The sequence below is a fragment of the Marinobacter xiaoshiensis genome (assembly GCF_031631795.1).
GTDB classification, from domain to species: Bacteria; Pseudomonadota; Gammaproteobacteria; order Pseudomonadales; family Oleiphilaceae; genus Marinobacter; species Marinobacter xiaoshiensis.
Genome location: NZ_JAVMBO010000017.1, coordinates 509,305 through 527,443 on the forward strand (window position 1 = coordinate 509,305; position 18,139 = coordinate 527,443).

Sequence of the window (18,139 nt, forward strand, 5' to 3'; positions counted from 1 at the left end):
TTTGTTTTCCGGGCTTTAGTTTGGGGAAGGCAGGGTGTTGGGGAGGGCTTTTCAAAACACGCTGTGAATACTTCCCTGTACGCTTGGCTACGCCATCCATGGCTCCGCACAGTTTTGAAAAGCCCTCCCCAACACCCTGCCGCCTGCGAAATTACTCCTTCTTCAAAAACTCCAGTACGGATTCCTTATAAGCAGGAATTATGAACGTAGCCGTATGAGGAGTATCTGTTGGCAGGAATTGCTTTGGTTCGCCAGCAGCTTCATAAAGCGCCTGCCCGTGGTGGAAAGGGATTATGCCGTCGCGCACGCTGTGGATGATCATAATCGGGGTGGGGCTAATATTGGCGATAAGGTCTACGCCTTCGTATTCGTCCGGGATGGTCCAGCTCAGGGGGATCTGGAAGGCCCAGGTTAACCAGAACTCTGAGAGCTTTTCTCTCGCAATGCCACGGAAGCCGGAGAAGGTGCCGTCGAGGATGATGCCGTTGAGTTCCGGGGTTTCGTTTCTTTGTACCCATTCGCTGGCGAGAGTTAGCCCTAAGGCGCCGCCCAGGCTTTGGCCCAGGAGGAAGATGGGGGTGTTTTTGGTTTCAGGCTTTGTGGCTAGCCAGCGCAGGCCGGTTTCGGAATCGTGCAGGGCGCCTTCTATGTCGGGCGCGCCTGTTGAGTTACCGTAGCCCCGGTAGTCTATGGCGAATACGTTGTAGCCTTCGGCTGGCAGCCAAGCCACGTTGAGCAGGTGGCTGCTGATGTTTTGGGCGTTGCCATGGAGGAAGTATACGGTGCCTTGTACTTCGCCCTTTGCGGGTAACCACCAGCCGTGGAGGGTTTCACCGTCTGCGGTGTTGAGGTGGATGTTTTCGTAGGAAAGATTCAGGCGATCGGGGGTGATGTAGGTGTTCTTGTCCGGAAAGAAGAACAAGCTGCTGCAGCCGCCCTGCATAAGTACTGCGGCTGAGACGAAAAGCGCCAGCAGGGGCGCTTTCAGCGAGCGTGTTTTCAGAAGTAAACGTGGAGTCCGGCGTGCCATGCGCTCTGGTACCTGTCGTAGTGATCTTCTCTGGTAAATTCGGCGAAGAGGCTGAATTCGCGGCCGAAGTGCCAGTCGCCTTTGGCGTAAAGTTGATCTTGCCGGTGTTGACTGCTGACGATCCAGGCCTTGGCTTTTGCACCGGCCAGCAGGCTGAATTGGTTGTTCTGGTGCAACAGGCCGATGTCAGCGCCGGGTGCCGCATCGTAGCCGCGACGAAGGTCGTCATCGATTTCCACATCTGCAGTAAAAACGGCGAAGGCCTGCGTTTGCTGGCCCAAGCGCCAGCTCCCACCTGCACCACCTTCCAGGTAGGGCGTCAGAACCCGTTTGTAGCCGGTATCGGTACGACGACCACCAAAGCCCACCTGCCAGGATAAAGGTGAGAAAAACGCATCTCTCGGGCTCAGGGAGCGGATTTCAACGCCAGTAAGCTGCTCTAGCTGAAGTTCGTCGTTGTTTGTGTAGTAGCGAGCATCCAGGCGCAGGAATTGTAACTGTGCCCCACTGCGATAGCCGGCCGGTGGGTCAAGAACGTCGTGGTAGGCCGGTCGGAATGTGAGCTGGGTAAACTCACGATGGTCCAACTGGCCGGCTCCCAGGCTTATGCGGAAAGTGTCATGTCCCTGATCGTCACGCACCTGAGGTTCTGGTGGTTCATCAAGGGAAACTACACCGTGAATTTTGCTGCGCTCGCGTAGAAGGTTGTGGGATAGAGGAGCAGCGACCTCTCTAGGCCAGCTATCCGCCTCAGTTTGATAGCGCACGTAATCGTAGGTGGCGTCTAGCAGGTGCGCCCGTTCTTGAGCTGGCAGGGCAAGTACTTCGTCGCTGTCTGGCTCCACATAGCCATTTGCGATGGCTGCGGCAAGAGTCTGCTGTGGTTTGGGTAGCGCATCCAGGCTGTGGGCTACAGCCGTGGCGGCAGACGCACGGTAGTGCACCTTCTCAACCAGATCTTTATCGACCACCCAGCGCACGGTGTCAGAAGGAATGGCGTGAGTGCTGACTTCGCCCAGGAGGTTGGTGCCAGGGCGCGCGATGTCGATGAGTGCCAGCAGCCGGTAGGCGCAGTTTTCATCGAAAAAGTAGTAATCAAAATTCCGGTCCCGGATTTCCCAGGCGTGAGCCAGCATGAAGTCTACTTCCTGCTGATTCAGGTTGAGTTTGTATTCCCAAAGATCCCGGTGCTCTATATCCGAGTAGAGCCGGATTTTTTCGTAATAAGGCTGAATGGTTGTAATGCCGGGGTAACCACCAAAGATTCCACGATAGGCGAACAGCAATTCGCTGTCGTGGGCAGCGGCATCAGCCGCATAAGAGATCGTATTGGCGAGCAGCAGGTTGGTTTGCTCGTCTTCCTGGGGTGGGTCCAGTCGCAGAAATGTGTGCCCGAACATTGATGAAGGGCTGTTCAGATATGAGGCAGCAAAAACCAGCGTAACGCTTTCAGTATTCAGCGTTTCCGTCCATTTCTGATAACCCGGGCACGCTGCTGCCGTTGCCGGTAGCTCCAGACGTTCACGAAGCCAGGCATCCCGCGCAGGAAAACGGCATCGGGCATGATTATCGCCGCTGCCAGTTTGTTGTATTGCTGCCAGTGTCGCCTCCAGTTCTGCCTTGGGGGAGGTTTTGCCATCCTCGCTCAGAAAAAAGTCCGGGTCGTCGGCTTGGCTGGTATGGCCATTCCCGAGCAGGTCGGGCTGATAATGAATGAGTGTGAGCCAGGCCGGATCCAGATGGAGCGGGTCTTTGGTGGCCTGAGTCTGAGCCTGTAGAGGTAAACTGGCGATGAGCCAAAGCACCACTGGCCCAATGCGAAGCGTTTTGCCCATGGGTTAATACAAGGTCCGGTCGGGAGTTATGAAGCGAGGGGAGCGCGCCATCCTTGGCGCTTGGTGCATCCCTACGGTTTAGCTATCAGGCCGCTACGTATTTGCTCAGCGACTCATTCTTCTCCAGCAGGGCGACGATTGCGTCTACTGCTTCACCAGAAGTGGTGTCGGAGCTTGGGAAGATAGCAGCAAAGTTGTCCTGCAGAATCTGACGGAAATCGCCACGATCTGCTTCTTCAACACCCAGAAGAACTGCCAGAGTCTCCAGGTTCTCGCCGTTGCCGCGAGACATGTCGCGAGCTACTTTGTCGATGTTGCTGTCCATGTACATCGCCATTGACTGAACAGACTCGTTGGTCGTGCAGCCCAATGTGCCAGAAGTCATGCCGAAGGTCTGGTTGCCGAATGTGCCGTTAGTTGTAGCAGCCAGTACGTGCGGAGCAATACCTGATTGGCCTTTCCAGATCATGGCGCCAACGCCACAGCCAGGCTGAGCAAAAGCCATGGAAGAAGCACCCAGAAGAATTGCACCTGCGATCAATTTTTTCATTATCCACTCCTTTGTATTTTATACAGTCGTCGCAAAATCCACATGGCCAGCTCGGTTGCTGGCTGTGGGGAACGGCCCTGACGGGCTCCCGTGGAGACAGGCATTAAGACCGTTGCCTTGAGTATAGTGCAGATTTGATAAAGGCAAGTCTACACTTCTGTGACTATTTGATTTCGCCAGACTATTTGCCTTTTTTCATTTGGCGGGATAGAAAACGGGCATAAAAAAACCGGAGCAGGCTCCGGTTTTGAGTCACGCGAATTGACGCTTAGCCCCCCAGATAGGCGTTTTGCACGTCCGGATTGGCGAGCAGGTTTTTGCCTGTGTCATGCAGGCGAATTTTCCCTGTTTCCAATACATAGCCACGGTCGGCGAGATTCAATGCCTGGTGAGCGTTCTGCTCCACCAGGAACACCGTAATGCCTTCGTCCCGCAGGTGGCCGATGATCTCGAAGATCTGTTTGATGATCAGTGGCGCCAGCCCGAGTGAGGGTTCGTCCAGGATGATCATGTGGGGGCTGCTCATCAGTGCCCGGCCTATGGCCAGCATCTGCTGCTCGCCACCAGACATGGTGCCCGCACGTTGATTCTCACGTTCTTTCAATCGCGGGAAGAGTTCGTATACATGGGCCTGGCTTTTGCGAATCTCGGATTTGCTGGTGAAGAACCCGCCCATGTGCAGGTTCTCTTCAACCGTCAGGCCAGAGAATATACGCCGACCTTCTGGCACTATGGCCAACCCTGAACGCATGATCTGCGCGGTGGGCTCGCGGGTGATATCCCGGCCTTCCAGAATGATGCGCCCGGACGTGGCTTGAGGCATTCCGCATACTGTCATCAGCAGCGTTGTTTTCCCAGCGCCGTTGGCCCCGATTAACGAGACAATTTCCCCTTTGTTTACCTCAACAGATACCCCATGCAGGGCCTCAATCTTGCCGTAGTGGGTGTGGACATCTTCTAGTACAAGCATGCTCATAGTCAGGCCTCGCCCAGGTAGGCTTTGATCACGTCGTCGTTGTGGCGGATTTCTTCCGGGGTGCCGCTGGCCAGGGGTTTGCCCTGGTTGATGACGTTAATCCGGTCGGAAATATCCATTACCAGGCTCATGTCGTGCTCAATCAGCACCACGGAAACGTTGTAGTCCTCTTTCAGGCTCACAATCAGCTGGTTGAGTTCTTTGGTTTCCGCCGGGTTCAGGCCAGCCGCGGGCTCGTCGAGCATGAGCAGTTTGGGCTCGGTGACCATGCAGCGAGCAATTTCAAGCCGCCGCTGCTGGCCGTAAGCCAGATTGCCTGCATCCCGGTTGGCGAGATCCAGAAGGCCAACACGCTCCAGCCAATAGGCTGCGCGATCCAGCGCTTTCTGTTCCCGTTCCTTGTAATTGGGCGTGCCCAGCAGGCCGGCAATCATGTTGGTGTTAAGGTGGCGGTGCTGGGCTACAAGCAGGTTCTCCACAACGGTCATCTGAGTGAACAGGCGCACGTGCTGAAAGGTTCGCACCATACCCAGCCGGGAAATCTTGTAGTCCGGTATACCCTGTATCTCTTTGCCTTCAAAAATGACTTTGCCGCCCGTGGGCTTGTAAAACCCGCTCAGGCAGTTGAATACGGTGGTTTTTCCGGCGCCGTTAGGGCCGATGATGGAAACGATTTCCCGTTCCTGCACGTCCAGTGAAACGCCGTCAACTGCCAGCAGGCCGCCAAAACGCATGGACAGATTTTGTACTTCAAGCATCGTCTGTCACCCCTGCTTGTTCAGTGTGATTTGGACACGGCGCACAGGCAGCAAGCCTTGTGGTCGCCACACCATCATCAGCACCATGGCAGCGCCGAAAATAAGCATGCGGTACTCGGAAAACTCTCGTGCCAGTTCCGGCAGGATGGTTACCGCAATAGCCGCCAATATAACGCCAAGCTGAGAGCCCATGCCGCCCAGAACCACGATTGCCAGGATGATGGCGGATTCAAGGAACACGAAAGATTCGGGGCTGATGAACCCCTGCTTGGAGGCAAATACAGTGCCCGCAAACCCGGCAAAGAAAGCGCCAATGGTGAAGGCAGATAGCTTGACCGCGGTCCGGCTAAGGCCAAGGGAGCGAGCTGCGATTTCGTCTTCGCGCAGAGCTTCCCAGGCCCGGCCAACTGGCATCCGCATGAAGCGTCGGATGATCAGCGCCGTAATAACCGCAAGCACCAGAGCAATCAGATACAGGAAGATAACCTTGTGCTCGCCGCTATAAGCAATGCCAAAGGTTTCGTGGAAGGAGGTGTTGCCTTCTTCCTTCACGCGTCGGCCGAACTCCATGCCAAACAGGGTGGGCTCGGGAATGCCGCCAATGCCATTGGGGCCGCCGGTCAGAGTTGTCCAGTTGTTGAGCAGGATGCGGATGATCTCGCCAAAGCCCAGGGTGACGATCGCCAGATAATCCCCCCTCAGCCGTAATACCGGGAAGCCCAGAATCATTCCGGTCAAACCGGCCAGCAAGGCCCCGATAGGCAAGGCCATCCAGAACGAAATGCCAGTGTACTGGGACAGCAGGGCGAAGGTGTAAGCACCAACTGCATAGAATGCCACGTACCCGAGATCCAGCAGGCCCGCGAGGCCTACGACTACGTTAAGGCCCAGAGCCAGCATGATATAGATCAGTACCAGCGTTGCCAGATCCACCGAGCCCCGTGACACAAGGAACGGCCAGAACAGTGCAAACACCACGATACCTGTCAGTAACCAGGATTCGAGCTTTACCCGTTTGTTCTGTTCCATTGGCTCTCTGCCGGCCAAGGGGTTGAGGTTGGGTAGCTTGCCCAGCGCGCCCATGAATGTATCGCGGAAGATCTGGAACACAAACACGGCAACCGCAGCCAGCACTATGGCGACATAGGTTGAGGTTTTTGCGCCGGAGAGCGTGATGTTGACGCCCTTGGCTTCGAGGCTAAGGCCAAGAATAGGGAAAGAAATGATTAGTGTGACAATCGCGCAGAACAGGGCGTGTCTTATGTTGTTAGCAGCCATCAGATCTTCTCAACCTCCGGTTTGCCGAGCAGGCCCGTGGGTTTGAACAGCAGTATGAGAATGAGCAGGCCGAAGGAGACCACGTCTTTATACTCACCGCTGAGATAGCCAGATGTCATGCTTTCCGAGACCCCGAGAATCAGGCCGCCAAGCATGGCGCCGGGAATGCTGCCGATACCTCCAAGTACTGCCGCGGTAAAGGCTTTGAGCCCCGCGATAAAGCCGAATAATGGATCAACCGAGCCGTAGTACATGCCAAGGAGCAGGCCGGCAACTGCTGCCAGTGCTGCGCCGATGATAAAAGTGGCGGAAATGATGCGGTTGGTGTCTATGCCCAGCAGGCTGGCCATGCCGATATCCTGGGAAACAGCCCGGCAGGCTCTGCCTGTGCGGGAGCGGGAAATAAAGAGCGACAGTGCGGTCATACAAATCAATGTGGTAATAAAGATGGTGATTTGCATATAGGAGAGCGACATCTCGAATGCACCATCAGCGCTGAAGTTGAACCCGCCTTCTATGAGCGCAGGAAAGCCGATGTTGCGGGAGCCCTGAGCCAGGTGAACATAGTTTTGCAAAAAGATGGACATGCCGATTGCAGAGATCAATGGGATCAGGCGGTGACGGCCGCGAACTGGCCGATAGGCGACTCGTTCTACTGCCCAGCCCATGGAACTGGAGACGAGCATGGCACACAGAAGTGCAACGATAAGAATCAGTGGTAGCCAGGCAAGGCCGAGAGCTGTCAGGCCGGTAATGGCGATGAGCGCGGTGTAGGCGCCGATCATGTAGATCTCACCATGGGCAAAGTTGATCATGCCAATGATGCCGTAAACCATCGTGTAGCCGATGGCGATCAGGGCATAGGCACTCCCGATCGTAAGCCCGTTAATGAGCTGCTGAGAGAAATAAAGGAGGTCTTGCATTATTGTTTGACTCCGGAGGCCCGCTCCCTCCGCTGTTTCAGCCTGGCGCAGGATAACTACGCCAGGAATGAGACAGAATTAACGGGAGCCTAGAAAAACACCTTCTCCCGGATCGCGGTGAGAAGGTGCTCTTTTGATTACCGTTTAGTAACGATCTGGCTTAGTTTACCGGAGTTTTGCTGCCATCTGAATGCCATTCGTACACAACAAACTCGAATGACTTCATATCGCCGGCTTTGTCGTACTGCACTGTGCCGATTGGCGTTTCAAAGCTGCCACTGCGAAGTGCTGCTGCCACGTCGAATGCATCCGTGGATTTCGCTGCTTCAATGCCTTGGGCAACCAACTGGACGGCGGCGTAAGATGTCAGCACAAACGGGCCTGATGGATCTTCACCTTTGGCTTCGAATGCTTTAACCAGTTCCTTGTTCTCGGCCTTTTCATCAAAGCTGGGTGGCAGAGTTACCAGAAGGCCTTCTGCGGCTTCGCCGGCAATAGTGTTGATGTCTTTGTTGCCAACGCCTTCAGGACCCATGAACTTGGCTTTCAGGTCTGCCTGGCGCGCCTGGCGCAGAATCAGGCCCAGTTCAGGGTGATAGCCGCCAAAGTAAACGTAGTCCACGTCGGCTTGCTTGAGCTTTGTCACCAGAGAAGAGAAGTCTTTGTCACCGGCGGTGACACCTTCAAACATGGCGATTTCGACGCCTTTGTCTTTCAGAGTGTCGCGAACGGCGGTGGCGATACCTTCACCGTACTGCTGCTTGTCGTGCACGACAGCAACGCGCTTGGGGTTCTGGCTGGCGATGTAGTTGCCGGCAACCGGGCCTTGCATGCTATCGAGGCCGATGGTGCGGAACACCAGTTCATAACCACGCTCGGTGATTTCCGGGCTGGTTGATGCAGGAGTGATCATCAGAATGCCTTCGTCTTCATAAATGTCAGACGCAGGCTGGGTTGAACTTGAGCAGAGGTGGCCAATGACATACTTGACGCCATCATTTACCAACCGGTTCGCAACAGTAACGGCCTGTTTGGGGTCGCAAACGTCGTCGTACTCTACAGCGACGAGCTTCTCGCCCATTACACCACCGGCTGCGTTGATCTGTGCAATGGCCATACGGGCGCCGGAGAACTGCATGTCGCCATACTGGGCAACCGGGCCGGTCATTGGACCAGCGATACCAATCTGGATGTCTGCAGCTGCGTAGCCTGCGCCCATGAGTGCAACGGAAGTGCTAACGGCGGTTACGAGTTTTTTTAGTGAAGTTGTCATTGAGTCTGTCCTGTTAGGTTCAGGGTTATTCTTATGTTCTCAGATAGCTAAACAAACACTACACATCCTGCCTTGTCAAGCTAGCCCGAGGCTTCTGCGATCATTTAACATTTTCCAGTTAAAGTCCCGGTGATGTAGAGATGATCTGTGAGTGCCAGTGTGCGGAAGCTTTCGTTGTCGCGCAACTGTTCAAAGCTCACATTAAAAAAGTATTGCGTGCAGTGGGGAAAAAAGGAAGCAGGCGCGTGTATTTGCTTGCATTCAGGGGTACGAAAACCTCTAATAGTTAGTGGTGTAAGCAATGGCCGGTAGGCCTTATTGGAGCAGTAATACAGTGCAGAATTATGAACATGTTCTGGTGGCACTCCGACGTGTTATCCGGGCAACAGATCTTCATTCCAAGCGACTCAGCAAGAATGCGGGGCTTACCGGGCCGCAACTCCTGATTATGCGGACCATCCGGGATCTGGGTGAAGTCACGATTGGCACCATTGCCGACAAGGTGAGCCTGAGCCAGGCAACCGTCACTACCATTCTTGATCGCCTGGAGCATCGGCAACTGGTTTACCGTGTTCGCAGTACGCAAGACAAACGCAAGGTTCATGCGCATCTGACGGAGAGTGGTGCCGACATACTTTCTCGCGCGCCCAACCCCTTGCAAGAAGACTTCATCAAGAAATTCCAGAGCCTTCATGAATGGGAGCAGAACATGATTCTGGCCTCCCTTCAGCGAGTCGCCAACATGATGGATGCCGACGACATTGATGCTTCACCCGTGCTGGATGTCGGCCCTGTGCTGAAGGATGATGGCTGGAAAGAAAAGGCCTGAGCCTTTTCTTTCCCCGGCCTCAATGCACCACTGAACCGGTTTTGGGTTTGTTGCCAAAGCACACCTGGAACACATCGTTATAGTGTCGGGCAAAGTTAACGGTCAGACCCTCTTTGAGATAGTCCGGTAGTTCGTCGTAATCTCCTCGGTTCGCTTCCGGAAGAATCAGGTTGCTGATTTTCTGTCGGCGGGCCGCGATGACCTTTTCGCGAATGCCTCCCACGGGTAGCACTTGGCCGGTGAGTGTCAGCTCTCCTGTCATTGCTGTGTTTTGCTGAGGTGCTTCCCGGCGGGCAATGGAAAGCAGTGCTGTTGCCATGGTGACACCTGCACTTGGCCCATCCTTAGGTGTTGCGCCTTCCGGTACATGAAGGTGTACGAATGACTTGTCGAAAAAGCCAGGGTCACCCTTGAACCGCTTCAGATTCGAGGCAACGTAACTGTAGGCGATCTCTGCGGATTCCTTCATGACATCACCAAGCTGGCCGGTCAGCTTGAAGCCTCGTTGGCTACTATGAATTCGTGACGCCTCAATGCTCAGCGTTGCGCCGCCCATAGAGGTCCAGGCCAATCCGGTGACCACCCCAATTCCTTTCAGGGCTTTCTCTTTGCGGAACGCAGGCTGGCCCAGATATTCCTGCAAGTCCGATACGCCTACCCTTATTGGCTCGTCCGGGGATTCGAGCAGCTTTACTATGCCTTTTCGCATGACCTTGTGAAGCATCTTTTCCAGATTCCGCACGCCCGCCTCCCGGGCATAGCCTTCAATAATCTGGCGGATGGCAGCATCGGTAATATTGAACTGCTTCTTGAGCAATCCGGCCCGCTTCAGTAGACGTGGAAGCAGGTGATGTTTGGCTATCGCCAGCTTTTCTTCGGTGATATACCCGGACAGGCGAATAACATCCATGCGATCCAGCAACGGGCGGGGAATGGTATCCAGTTGGTTGGCTGTGCAAATAAACAGCACCTTGGACAAGTCCATACGCACATCCAGGTAGTGATCCAGAAACTCCTTGTTCTGTTCCGGATCCAGGGTTTCCAGCAGTGCAGACGCGGGGTCGCCCTGATAAGACGCACCGATCTTGTCGATTTCGTCCAGCATGATCACCGGGTTGGCCACTTTTGTGTCTTTCAGTGCCTGCACAAATTTACCGGGCATGGCGCCGATATAGGTGCGCCTGTGGCCCTTGATTTCAGCTTCATCGCGCATGCCGCCAACGCTGAATCTGTAGAACTTGCGCCCGAGCGCGTCCGCCACTGAGTGGCCAATGGATGTTTTACCCACACCCGGCGGGCCAACAAGCAGTAGTATGGAACCGCTCACTTCGCCCTTGAACGTACCCTCGGCGAGGAACTCGATAATCCGGTCTTTTACATCATCGAGGCCATCGTGATCGCGGTTCAGAATGCTGCGGGCTTTTGCCAGATCAAACTGATCCTCGGAATGCTGGCCCCAGGGCACCTGGGTGAGCCAGTCGAGGTAGTTGCGGGTAACACCATACTCCGGCGATCCCTGTTCCAGAATCTGCAGCTTTTGCAGTTCTTCATCAAAGCGCTCCTGCACAGCCTCGGGCGGATCAAGTTCCGCCATGCGCGCTTCGAAGCGCTCTGCATCGGCCGTTTTGTCGTCTTTCGACATGCCCAGTTCGCGCTGGATAACCTTGAGCTGTTCTTTCAGGAAGAAGTCTCGCTGGTGCTTCTGCACCTTCTCATTCACTTCGTCGCTGATTTCAGTCTGGAGCCGTGCAACTTCCAGCTCTTTGCGCATCAGTAACAGCACCTTTTCCATGCGTCGGAGCAGCGGGACAGTGTCTATAACTTCTTGCAGCTCCGTGCCGGGCGCGCTGGTCATGGATGCGCCAAAATCTGTCAGCGGGGAGCTGTCTTCCGGACCAAAGCGGGAGAGATACTGCTTTACTTCCTCGCCATAGAGCGGGTTGGTGCGTAGCAGTTCTTTAATGGCGCTGATGATGGCAAGGGTGTATGCCTTTGTTTCATCGGCGTCTTCTTCGGGCTCCTGAGGGTATTCCACTTCGACCAGATACGGCGGTTTGCGGCGCAGCCACTGAACTATGCGGAAGCGCTGCAGACCCTGGGCTATAAATTGAACGTTGCCATCCTTGTTCTGCGCATGGTGAACCCGTACAGCGCAGCCAATCGTGGCCAGTTCGCCGCTCTCGGGTATGTTCTGCCCAGGCTGGTGATCATCGACGAAACAAATGCCAAGCATTTTGTGGTCGGTTTCGGCTACGCGTTTGAGGGTCTCCTGCCATGGGTTTTGATTAACCACGACAGGTTGCACCTGTGCCGGAAAAAATGGCCGGTTTGATACAGGCAATACATACATCCGCTTGGGCAAGGATTGTGCCGGCAGTGCCAACTCCTTGCTGTGTTCATTTTTGCCAATGTATTCGGTGATGTCTTCCTCGAATTCTTCCAGCGAGTCTTTGTCGGTGTCGTGATTCATGCTGCTAATGCTTCCTGATAAGAGGCGTGTCTGTTCACTACCTAGAGCCTAAAGTTATATTTTCAAGCTCAAGGGCACACAAGCCTTGGCCTGACGCTCTTGAATTCCAGTTCTGTAACCCCATTTATGCTTTAACCAATATACGAACATTTCAGGTGCCCTACATGAGCAGCTCTCCCCATATTTTTGAAGCCACCATGGAAAACTTCCAGCAGGAGGTTATGGATGCCTCCTCTACCACGCCCGTACTTGTGGATGTGTGGGCCGAGTGGTGCGCGCCCTGCAAACAGCTAATGCCTTTGCTGGAAAAGCTGGCTATCGAGTACGAGGGGGCCTTTCGGCTTGCGAAGGTCAATGCGGATGAGCAGGAGCAGCTAACTACCAGCCTGGGTGTGCGCAGCCTGCCAACCGTTATTATGGTGAAGGATGGACAGGCCGTTGATGGATTCAACGGGGCATTGCCTGAGAGTGAAATCCGCAAGGTGCTAGAGAAACATGTTGAGCTTCCTGAGGAAGCGCCATACGAGAAAGCCCACCGCATCTGGGAGGAAGGTGATGTTGATGAAGCGTTGGCTATTCTCACTGAGATGAACCGGAAAGATCCGGAAAATATGAAGGTGCTGATCGATCTGGCCCAGCTGAAAGCCGAAAGTGGTGACATAGAAACCGCCGAGCAGGTGCTTGAAAGCCTTCCGCCAGAGGAAAAGCTGCAGCATCAGGCAAAACAGCTGGCGGCCAGAATAAAGTTCCTGAAGCAGTCTGCAGAGCTACCGCCCATGAAGGATCTTGAAATGGCGCTGGAGCAGAACCCGAAAGACCCCAATGCCTTGCACCTTTTGGCGCTGCACAATGTGCTGCAGGACAAAAATGCGGAAGCGATGGAACTACTCATCAAACTTATGCAGGTAGACAGTAAATACAAAGACGAGGTGGCTAAAACCACCTTGGTTGAGTTGTTTGAGAAGCTGGGGAATAACAACCCGGATGTGCGCGTATACCGGCGCAAGCTTTATACCCTTATGCACTGATCCCATTATTTAGCGGGTTGTCCGCCATGACGATGGCCCGCTAACTTCCTCGAAAATCCCTGATAGCCCGTTTTTCTCTACATATCGTTGAGTTTCTTCTATAGTTTGGTTAGCGGAAGCAAGTAATAAGTTCCCGTAACAATAAAAACCAACTACGTGGGAGAGCTGATGGAGTCTCAATCGCTTCATGGGGCATATAGCCACCAGGAAGTCCTTCCAGATGAGCCTGAGTTGATTCGGTGCCTGTATGAGTCTTTACAGCACCAAGCCGGCTTCCATGATTTTCTGGCTATGCTGACGGCCGCCATTAACGGATGCGCAGCCCAGCTTTCCTTCATCCGCAAGGCGCCCCGGGCGATAGAGCATCTCTGGCACGCCGGGCTCTCTGATGAGGTTCTAGCCTGGTATCTTGACAACAATATGATTGAGCATGATGCAGTCACCAATTATGCGATTACTCAGCCGCCAGGCGAGTTCAATTCCGCCTTGCCGCTATTGGAGAATGGCCCGTCCCGGCGACGATTATGATCGGTGGGAGTCAGATCAGAGCATGCTTGATTCGGCGTGGTTGGTGGTTGATGCATCAGACACCCACATTATATTGCTTACCGTTCAACGTACTGTCGCTCAAGGCCCCTATGTACCGGGAGAGCTTGAAGCCTTGAACCGCCTTGTGCCATTTGTACGGCAAACGGTCGGCCTGGCGCAGACCTTTCACCAGCATCCAAGCGCGGAACAATCACTTTCAGCAATAGCAGAGCTGATTTCCGAGGCGGCGTTTGTTTTGAACAACCGGGGGCATGTGGTGCTTTCGAATCAGCGAGGTGATGAGTTGATGGGCCGGGAACAGTGCCTGGCTATTCGGGGTCAGCGCATCTGCTTTCAGTCCAGTGTTGTTCAAAAGGCCTTTCTTGGTGCAGTTACGCGCGCTTCTGGTGTCGTCGTAGGCGATGAGACCGCGCGTCCTGAAACCCTGATCATTGGTCGGGATAAAGAAACCCCGCTGGTAATGACCTTAAGGCCTCTTGAGCATAATGAGTTGCTGACCGGGGGTGTATTGATAACGGTGATAAATTCAGATTCGAGAGTGTTTCCCAGTGCCGAAGAGATTGCCGAGTACTTTTTACTTTCCCCGGTGGAAGCGGAGGTTTGTGAGGATCTTGTTACCGGCCTCAGCCTGAAAGACATTGCCGCAAAACGGCATAAAAGTGAGGCGACCATTCGTAGTTATCTGAAACAGATATTCCATAAAACCGGTCAGAGTCGGCAGGGGCAATTGATTAGTACGATTCTGTCGGCTTTGTTGCGGTAGATGTGCTGCTTGTGTGGTGAACAGCAGGGCGCTCGGATAAGGGGCGCTCTGCTGTTTCGGGTGTTTATTAACTGTTGGTTTTTACCAGAATAACGATGCCGAGCTCGTCAGGATCGCTTCCAGAATCAGCATGGCGGAGCGTGAAGATACCCAAGGTCGCGCCATTGTTGAAGAAGCCCTCGATGGTCATTGTGCCTTCAGTGTCTCCTACTGTAAGTGTCGCCGCCCCATTACTGGCGATATTGGCTGTAAGATCTGTACCTGACACTGTATACGTCTCGACTGAAATGTCGCCACCAAGATTCGGCTTTATGACTTCAATGAATGCGCCGTCCACAGTTCCCTCTATGGCGGAACTCATGTTCACATAACTGTTAAATTTGCTTGAAGAGAGAATGAGTTCGCCACTATCACTCAGCTGCATAGCCACCAGGAGCATTCGGTATTTGTTGTTCGTTACATCGGGCGCGACAGTTGGGAGCTTCAGCAAGAACGTCTGGCCAAAGTTTGCATCTTGCGTATTGGTGCCGTCCGCATCGGTAAAGGCGCCGTAAGTGAAGGTGCCGTCCCCTGCAAACGTGAGAGTGTTGGTCTCCGTGAGTAGTTCAATATGACTCGTGGACATGCCGGCCTCGATATAGACTCGGCCAAACTGGCCCACTAGATCAGTGTCGCTGAAATTTGTCGGTTGACGACTGAACATTTCGAGATTTCGGAAGATTTCGTCGCCACTTTTTTGTTGTGGGTCGATTGCATCCTTTATTCCATCGCCATTGGTATCAATGGTGACATACCGGACAGACGCTTCGTTTGTAAGAAGAAAGAAAAGCCCCGAATCGCCAACTTGTGAAAAGTTGTATGCCATTGGAGGGTAGCGCCAGCCAAAATCGCCATCGATATCTTCTTCGAACTCGCCAGAAACGGAAAGGATGCCATTGGCAGAGAGTTTCCCGGGGAAGGTCTCGTTGATATTGGGCTCCACCTCGCTCTCATAGTAAACGCTACCCTGGTTTACTGCTGTACCACGTAGGTCGCCGAATGCGCTTTCCTCGTTTAGAATTGTGAGTGAAAGATTGTTGGCTCCATTGTCTGCAAACGCAAAATCGCCCGTCCATACGTCGATTGCAAAGGAGCCATAGCCATTGCTCTCACTGTCACTGAGCCCGAATGAAAAAGCGGCGTTACGGTAATTTCCTGCAATGCTGGCAGCGTTACCGGCAGGTGCGGTGGAAACGGCCACTTCATTTTCAACGAAATCCCCTATTTCACTTTCCAGGGCTGCAAAAACGGCGTCCAGATTGGCTGCGGCTGCCAGAGTGATGTCAAACTCCTCCGCTCGGCCAGAAAGCTTAACAACATCCGATACTGCCAGTTGGTCCAGTGCTGCGCCTTGGTCGATGAACTTCTGCAGCACGAACTCGGATACCGGCGAGATGTCCACATCCCTCTCTACTACTTGGGCGTGGAGAGCATCATTGCTACCGGTAATTCTTACAACCAGGTTGCCTGCAAGATTGACTCCTTCAGGAAGGGTGAGGGTATAGTCCCCGGTGATTGAGGTTGCTGTAGTTGCCAGCACACCCCCTACTTGGGCCCCACTATTGTCGACCCGGATAAGTTCAACCGTCGCACCACTCTCGCTGCTCGATGATCCACCACAGCCAACAAGTAACAATGTGGAGGACAGCGCGCCCGCCATAGCAATATGTTTTATTTTTTTCCTTGGAAACCCCTTATGAATCGACAATGTTAACGGCGAAGAAGTTAGCATGTGCCTTTTGGGGTGCATGCCCCTATATGGGGGTGTCCCGGGTTCAGTATTTTCGAGGTGGTTGTAGCAAAAAGAGGGTTTAGCCCAGTAAGGGCAGGCTTTCGAGGGGGATAGGTGGTTAAACTGCAGATATATAAAGAAACACAATTCTACACTGTTTGACAGATTTTGAAGAGAAGACAGCATACTAAAAGGCCGGGTTAATCCTTCCACCCGGCCTCTCTCGCAATCTGCGATGCTGCTCATGCAGCAGCGTTAGCCAATCCCCTGCTTCATCGCCTCAAACTCATCCTCAAAGAAGAATTTCTCCTCACCAAACGCTGGCTCCAGCTCATGCAGCCAGGTAGCCGTCTCGCTGTATTTGGCGAAGAAAGGACGCTGTACCCAGTCCGGGTTGCGGCCCTGCAGGAAGCGCAGCACGAAGACTTTCTCGCCAGCGACTTCCGCAATGCCCTGAACTTCAACCTTGCCGGGGCCTGCGCTCATGCTGGGGCCGCGGGCGGTTCGGGCCAGGCCGCTGACCTTTTTCATGGCCTCGCGGTAAATGTTAAAGGCTTCGGCCAGGGGCACTTCAAAGTAGTTCTTGGCGCCTGTGTCCCGCTCCACAAACATGTAGTAAGGGATGATGCCCAGCTGTACTTCTTTCTTCCAGAGCCTGGCCCAATCATCCGCATTGTCGTTAACGTGCTTGATCAGCGGGCCTTGCGCGCGAATTTCAGCGCCCGTGGCGCGAATGCGGCGAATGGCCTCTTCGGCGATGTCGGTGGTGATTTCCTGCCAGTGGTTGTAATGGGCCATGATCGCAATGTGTTTGCCCGCATCCACCAACTTGGCGAACAGGTCAATCAACTCATCTGCATCTTTGTCGGTTACAAAGCGGTAAGGCCAGAAGGTCAAAGCCTTGGTGCCAATGCGAATGGTCTGGATGTGGTCGAATTCCGGCTGCAGCAGAGGCTCAAGGTACTGAGCCAGGCTCTTGGTTTTCATCACCATGGGGTCGCCACCGGTAACCAGAAGGTCAGTTACTTCGGTGTGCTCCTGCAGGTAGCCGTGCAGCTTGTCTGCCTCGGTGCTGGACATCTTCAGGTCTTTGTCGCCCACAAACTGCGCCCAGCGGAAGCAGAAGGTGCAGTAGGAGTGGCAGGTCTGGCCCTGGGCCGGGAAAAACAGCACGGTTTCGCGGTATTTGTGCTGCACGCCGTCGAGCACTTCGCCTTCCAGTTCCGGCATGTTCATTTCCATCTGGCCAGCCGGGTGCGGGTTCAGGTCGTCGCGGATCTCTTTGGCGACGGCCTGAATCTCTTTTTTCTCGGCACCTTCACGGTGCAGCTTGGCCATGCGCTCAAAGTGTTCGTCTTTGAGCATGCCCTTTTGCGGGAATACCAGTTGGTAGATGGGGTCGTTGGGTACTTTGTCCCAGTTGATCAGCTCATTGATCACGTATTCGTTTACGCGAAACGGCAGCACGCTGGCCACCACCTTCATTTCAAACAGAGTCTCTTCCGGAAGGTTCTGGATGATTTCGATTTTGTCTAGCTGGCGGTCTGTATAAACCTTGAAGCGTCGCTCCTCGAATTCTGTGGTGGGAATCCGATTAGGGAAGGTGACGATTGAATTCATAGTTCGCCCTCTGTGGTTAAAAGAATGAAGTGACTGGAGGGCAAAAGTAACGCCGCTCCGATGGCCAAAAAATGGGCAGGCGAGTATACATAAATTGTTGTTTAGTTTCAGGTCTAATTAAAAATGAGTTGAATAAAGTTGCTCCAGGTTTCAGTTGTTTTCTATAGCGTTGAAATATAAGAGTATTGTTTGAGTTTTTTCTCGGGTAGTTTCTGTTTTGATCATTTAGCGTGGTAATTAAAAAGTGATGGTTTGCGGGACTAAGACGTTGGTCTGAGGCTGGTTGTTTGGTGTTCGGAAAAAAGGCATTATTGCGTAACTAATCGAAATAATTTTGCTGTTTTCCGCAAGGCATCACGTTCTCAAGGGTGGATTTGGAGTTTTGTGTAGTAAAAAGACTACGGAATTTGGGCTCTTGTCCAGGGGGTTGGTCGAGTTCGTGTTGCAAGTTGGCCATCCTTATAGGGGGCAGGCAGTAAAAGTGGA

Annotated in this window: 15 protein-coding genes; 4 read left to right on the top strand and 11 right to left on the bottom strand. The window is 53.6% G+C overall.

Features of this window, described 5'->3' with window-relative positions; all coding sequences use genetic code 11:
• Positions 1 to 151: 151 nt before the first annotated feature.
• The 8 genes from RKA07_RS14185 to RKA07_RS14220 all read right to left on the bottom strand — a co-directional run bounded on the left by RKA07_RS14185 (position 152) and on the right by RKA07_RS14220 (position 8,623).
• Positions 152 to 1,030: an alpha/beta hydrolase gene (locus RKA07_RS14185; protein WP_310966624.1), complete on the bottom strand. Its 879-nt coding sequence runs from the start codon at positions 1,028 to 1,030 to the stop codon at positions 152 to 154.
• The gene (locus RKA07_RS14190; RefSeq protein WP_200369669.1) at positions 1,000 to 2,865 is read right to left on the bottom strand and encodes an Lnb N-terminal periplasmic domain-containing protein; all 1,866 of its coding nucleotides are present in this window, start codon (positions 2,863 to 2,865) and stop codon (positions 1,000 to 1,002) included. Before RKA07_RS14190 ends, RKA07_RS14185 begins: the two co-directional genes overlap by 31 nt.
• Positions 2,866 to 2,950: 85 nt before the next feature.
• Positions 2,951 to 3,415: a DUF3015 domain-containing protein gene (locus tag RKA07_RS14195; RefSeq protein ID WP_200369668.1), complete on the bottom strand. Its 465-nt coding sequence runs from the start codon at positions 3,413 to 3,415 to the stop codon at positions 2,951 to 2,953.
• Between the two features lie 268 nt (positions 3,416 to 3,683).
• A complete protein-coding gene (locus RKA07_RS14200; RefSeq protein WP_200369928.1) occupies positions 3,684 to 4,385 on the bottom strand; it encodes an ABC transporter ATP-binding protein in 702 nt (233 codons plus the stop codon).
• An 8-nt stretch (positions 4,386 to 4,393) separates the two neighbouring features.
• Positions 4,394 to 5,149, bottom strand: coding sequence for a high-affinity branched-chain amino acid ABC transporter ATP-binding protein LivG (livG, locus tag RKA07_RS14205; protein ID WP_200202953.1), 756 nt, complete (start codon positions 5,147 to 5,149; stop codon positions 4,394 to 4,396).
• Positions 5,150 to 5,155: 6 nt separating this feature from the next.
• Positions 5,156 to 6,427, bottom strand: a complete 1,272-nt coding sequence (gene livM / locus RKA07_RS14210; RefSeq protein ID WP_200202952.1) for a high-affinity branched-chain amino acid ABC transporter permease LivM — start codon at positions 6,425 to 6,427, stop codon at positions 5,156 to 5,158.
• Entirely contained in the window at positions 6,427 to 7,350 is a 924-nt protein-coding gene (livH, locus tag RKA07_RS14215; RefSeq protein WP_200202951.1) for a high-affinity branched-chain amino acid ABC transporter permease LivH, read from the bottom strand. The genes livM and livH overlap by 1 nt, the downstream gene beginning before the upstream one ends.
• Before the next feature lie 160 nt (positions 7,351 to 7,510).
• Positions 7,511 to 8,623, bottom strand: a complete 1,113-nt coding sequence (locus RKA07_RS14220; protein ID WP_200202950.1) for a branched-chain amino acid ABC transporter substrate-binding protein — start codon at positions 8,621 to 8,623, stop codon at positions 7,511 to 7,513.
• A 334-nt stretch (positions 8,624 to 8,957) separates the two neighbouring features.
• On the opposite strand from RKA07_RS14220, the gene RKA07_RS14225 reads away from it, so the two are divergent.
• Positions 8,958 to 9,452, top strand: a complete 495-nt coding sequence (locus RKA07_RS14225; RefSeq protein ID WP_200202949.1) for a MarR family winged helix-turn-helix transcriptional regulator — start codon at positions 8,958 to 8,960, stop codon at positions 9,450 to 9,452.
• Positions 9,453 to 9,471: 19 nt separating this feature from the next.
• Here the strand turns inward: RKA07_RS14225 and lon are convergent, their stop codons facing one another.
• Positions 9,472 to 11,922, bottom strand: coding sequence for an endopeptidase La (lon, locus tag RKA07_RS14230; protein ID WP_200369667.1), 2,451 nt, complete (start codon positions 11,920 to 11,922; stop codon positions 9,472 to 9,474).
• Positions 11,923 to 12,086: 164 nt separating this feature from the next.
• On the opposite strand from lon, the gene trxA reads away from it, so the two are divergent.
• The 3 genes from trxA (at position 12,087) to RKA07_RS14245 (ending at position 14,262) form a co-directional block, all read left to right on the top strand.
• Positions 12,087 to 12,950 carry a thioredoxin gene (gene trxA, locus RKA07_RS14235; protein ID WP_200369666.1) on the top strand — a complete coding sequence of 288 codons (864 nt, stop codon included), beginning with the start codon at positions 12,087 to 12,089 and terminating at the stop codon, positions 12,948 to 12,950.
• 168 nt (positions 12,951 to 13,118) lie between these two features.
• The gene (locus tag RKA07_RS14240) at positions 13,119 to 13,478 is read left to right on the top strand and encodes a hypothetical protein (protein ID WP_200369665.1); all 360 of its coding nucleotides are present in this window, start codon (positions 13,119 to 13,121) and stop codon (positions 13,476 to 13,478) included.
• A 22-nt stretch (positions 13,479 to 13,500) separates the two neighbouring features.
• Entirely contained in the window at positions 13,501 to 14,262 is a 762-nt protein-coding gene (locus RKA07_RS14245; protein ID WP_310966625.1) for a helix-turn-helix transcriptional regulator, read from the top strand.
• Positions 14,263 to 14,329: 67 nt separating this feature from the next.
• On the opposite strand, the gene RKA07_RS14250 is transcribed toward RKA07_RS14245, so the two are convergent.
• Together RKA07_RS14250 and RKA07_RS14255 are read right to left on the bottom strand one after the other, a co-directional pair.
• Positions 14,330 to 16,219, bottom strand: a complete 1,890-nt coding sequence (locus tag RKA07_RS14250) for a hypothetical protein (protein ID WP_310966626.1) — start codon at positions 16,217 to 16,219, stop codon at positions 14,330 to 14,332.
• Positions 16,220 to 16,288: 69 nt separating this feature from the next.
• Positions 16,289 to 17,653 (bottom strand): KamA family radical SAM protein, encoded by a 1,365-nt coding sequence (locus RKA07_RS14255; protein ID WP_200202944.1) that lies wholly within the window; start codon positions 17,651 to 17,653, stop codon positions 16,289 to 16,291.
• Between the last annotated feature and the right edge of the window lie 486 nt (positions 17,654 to 18,139).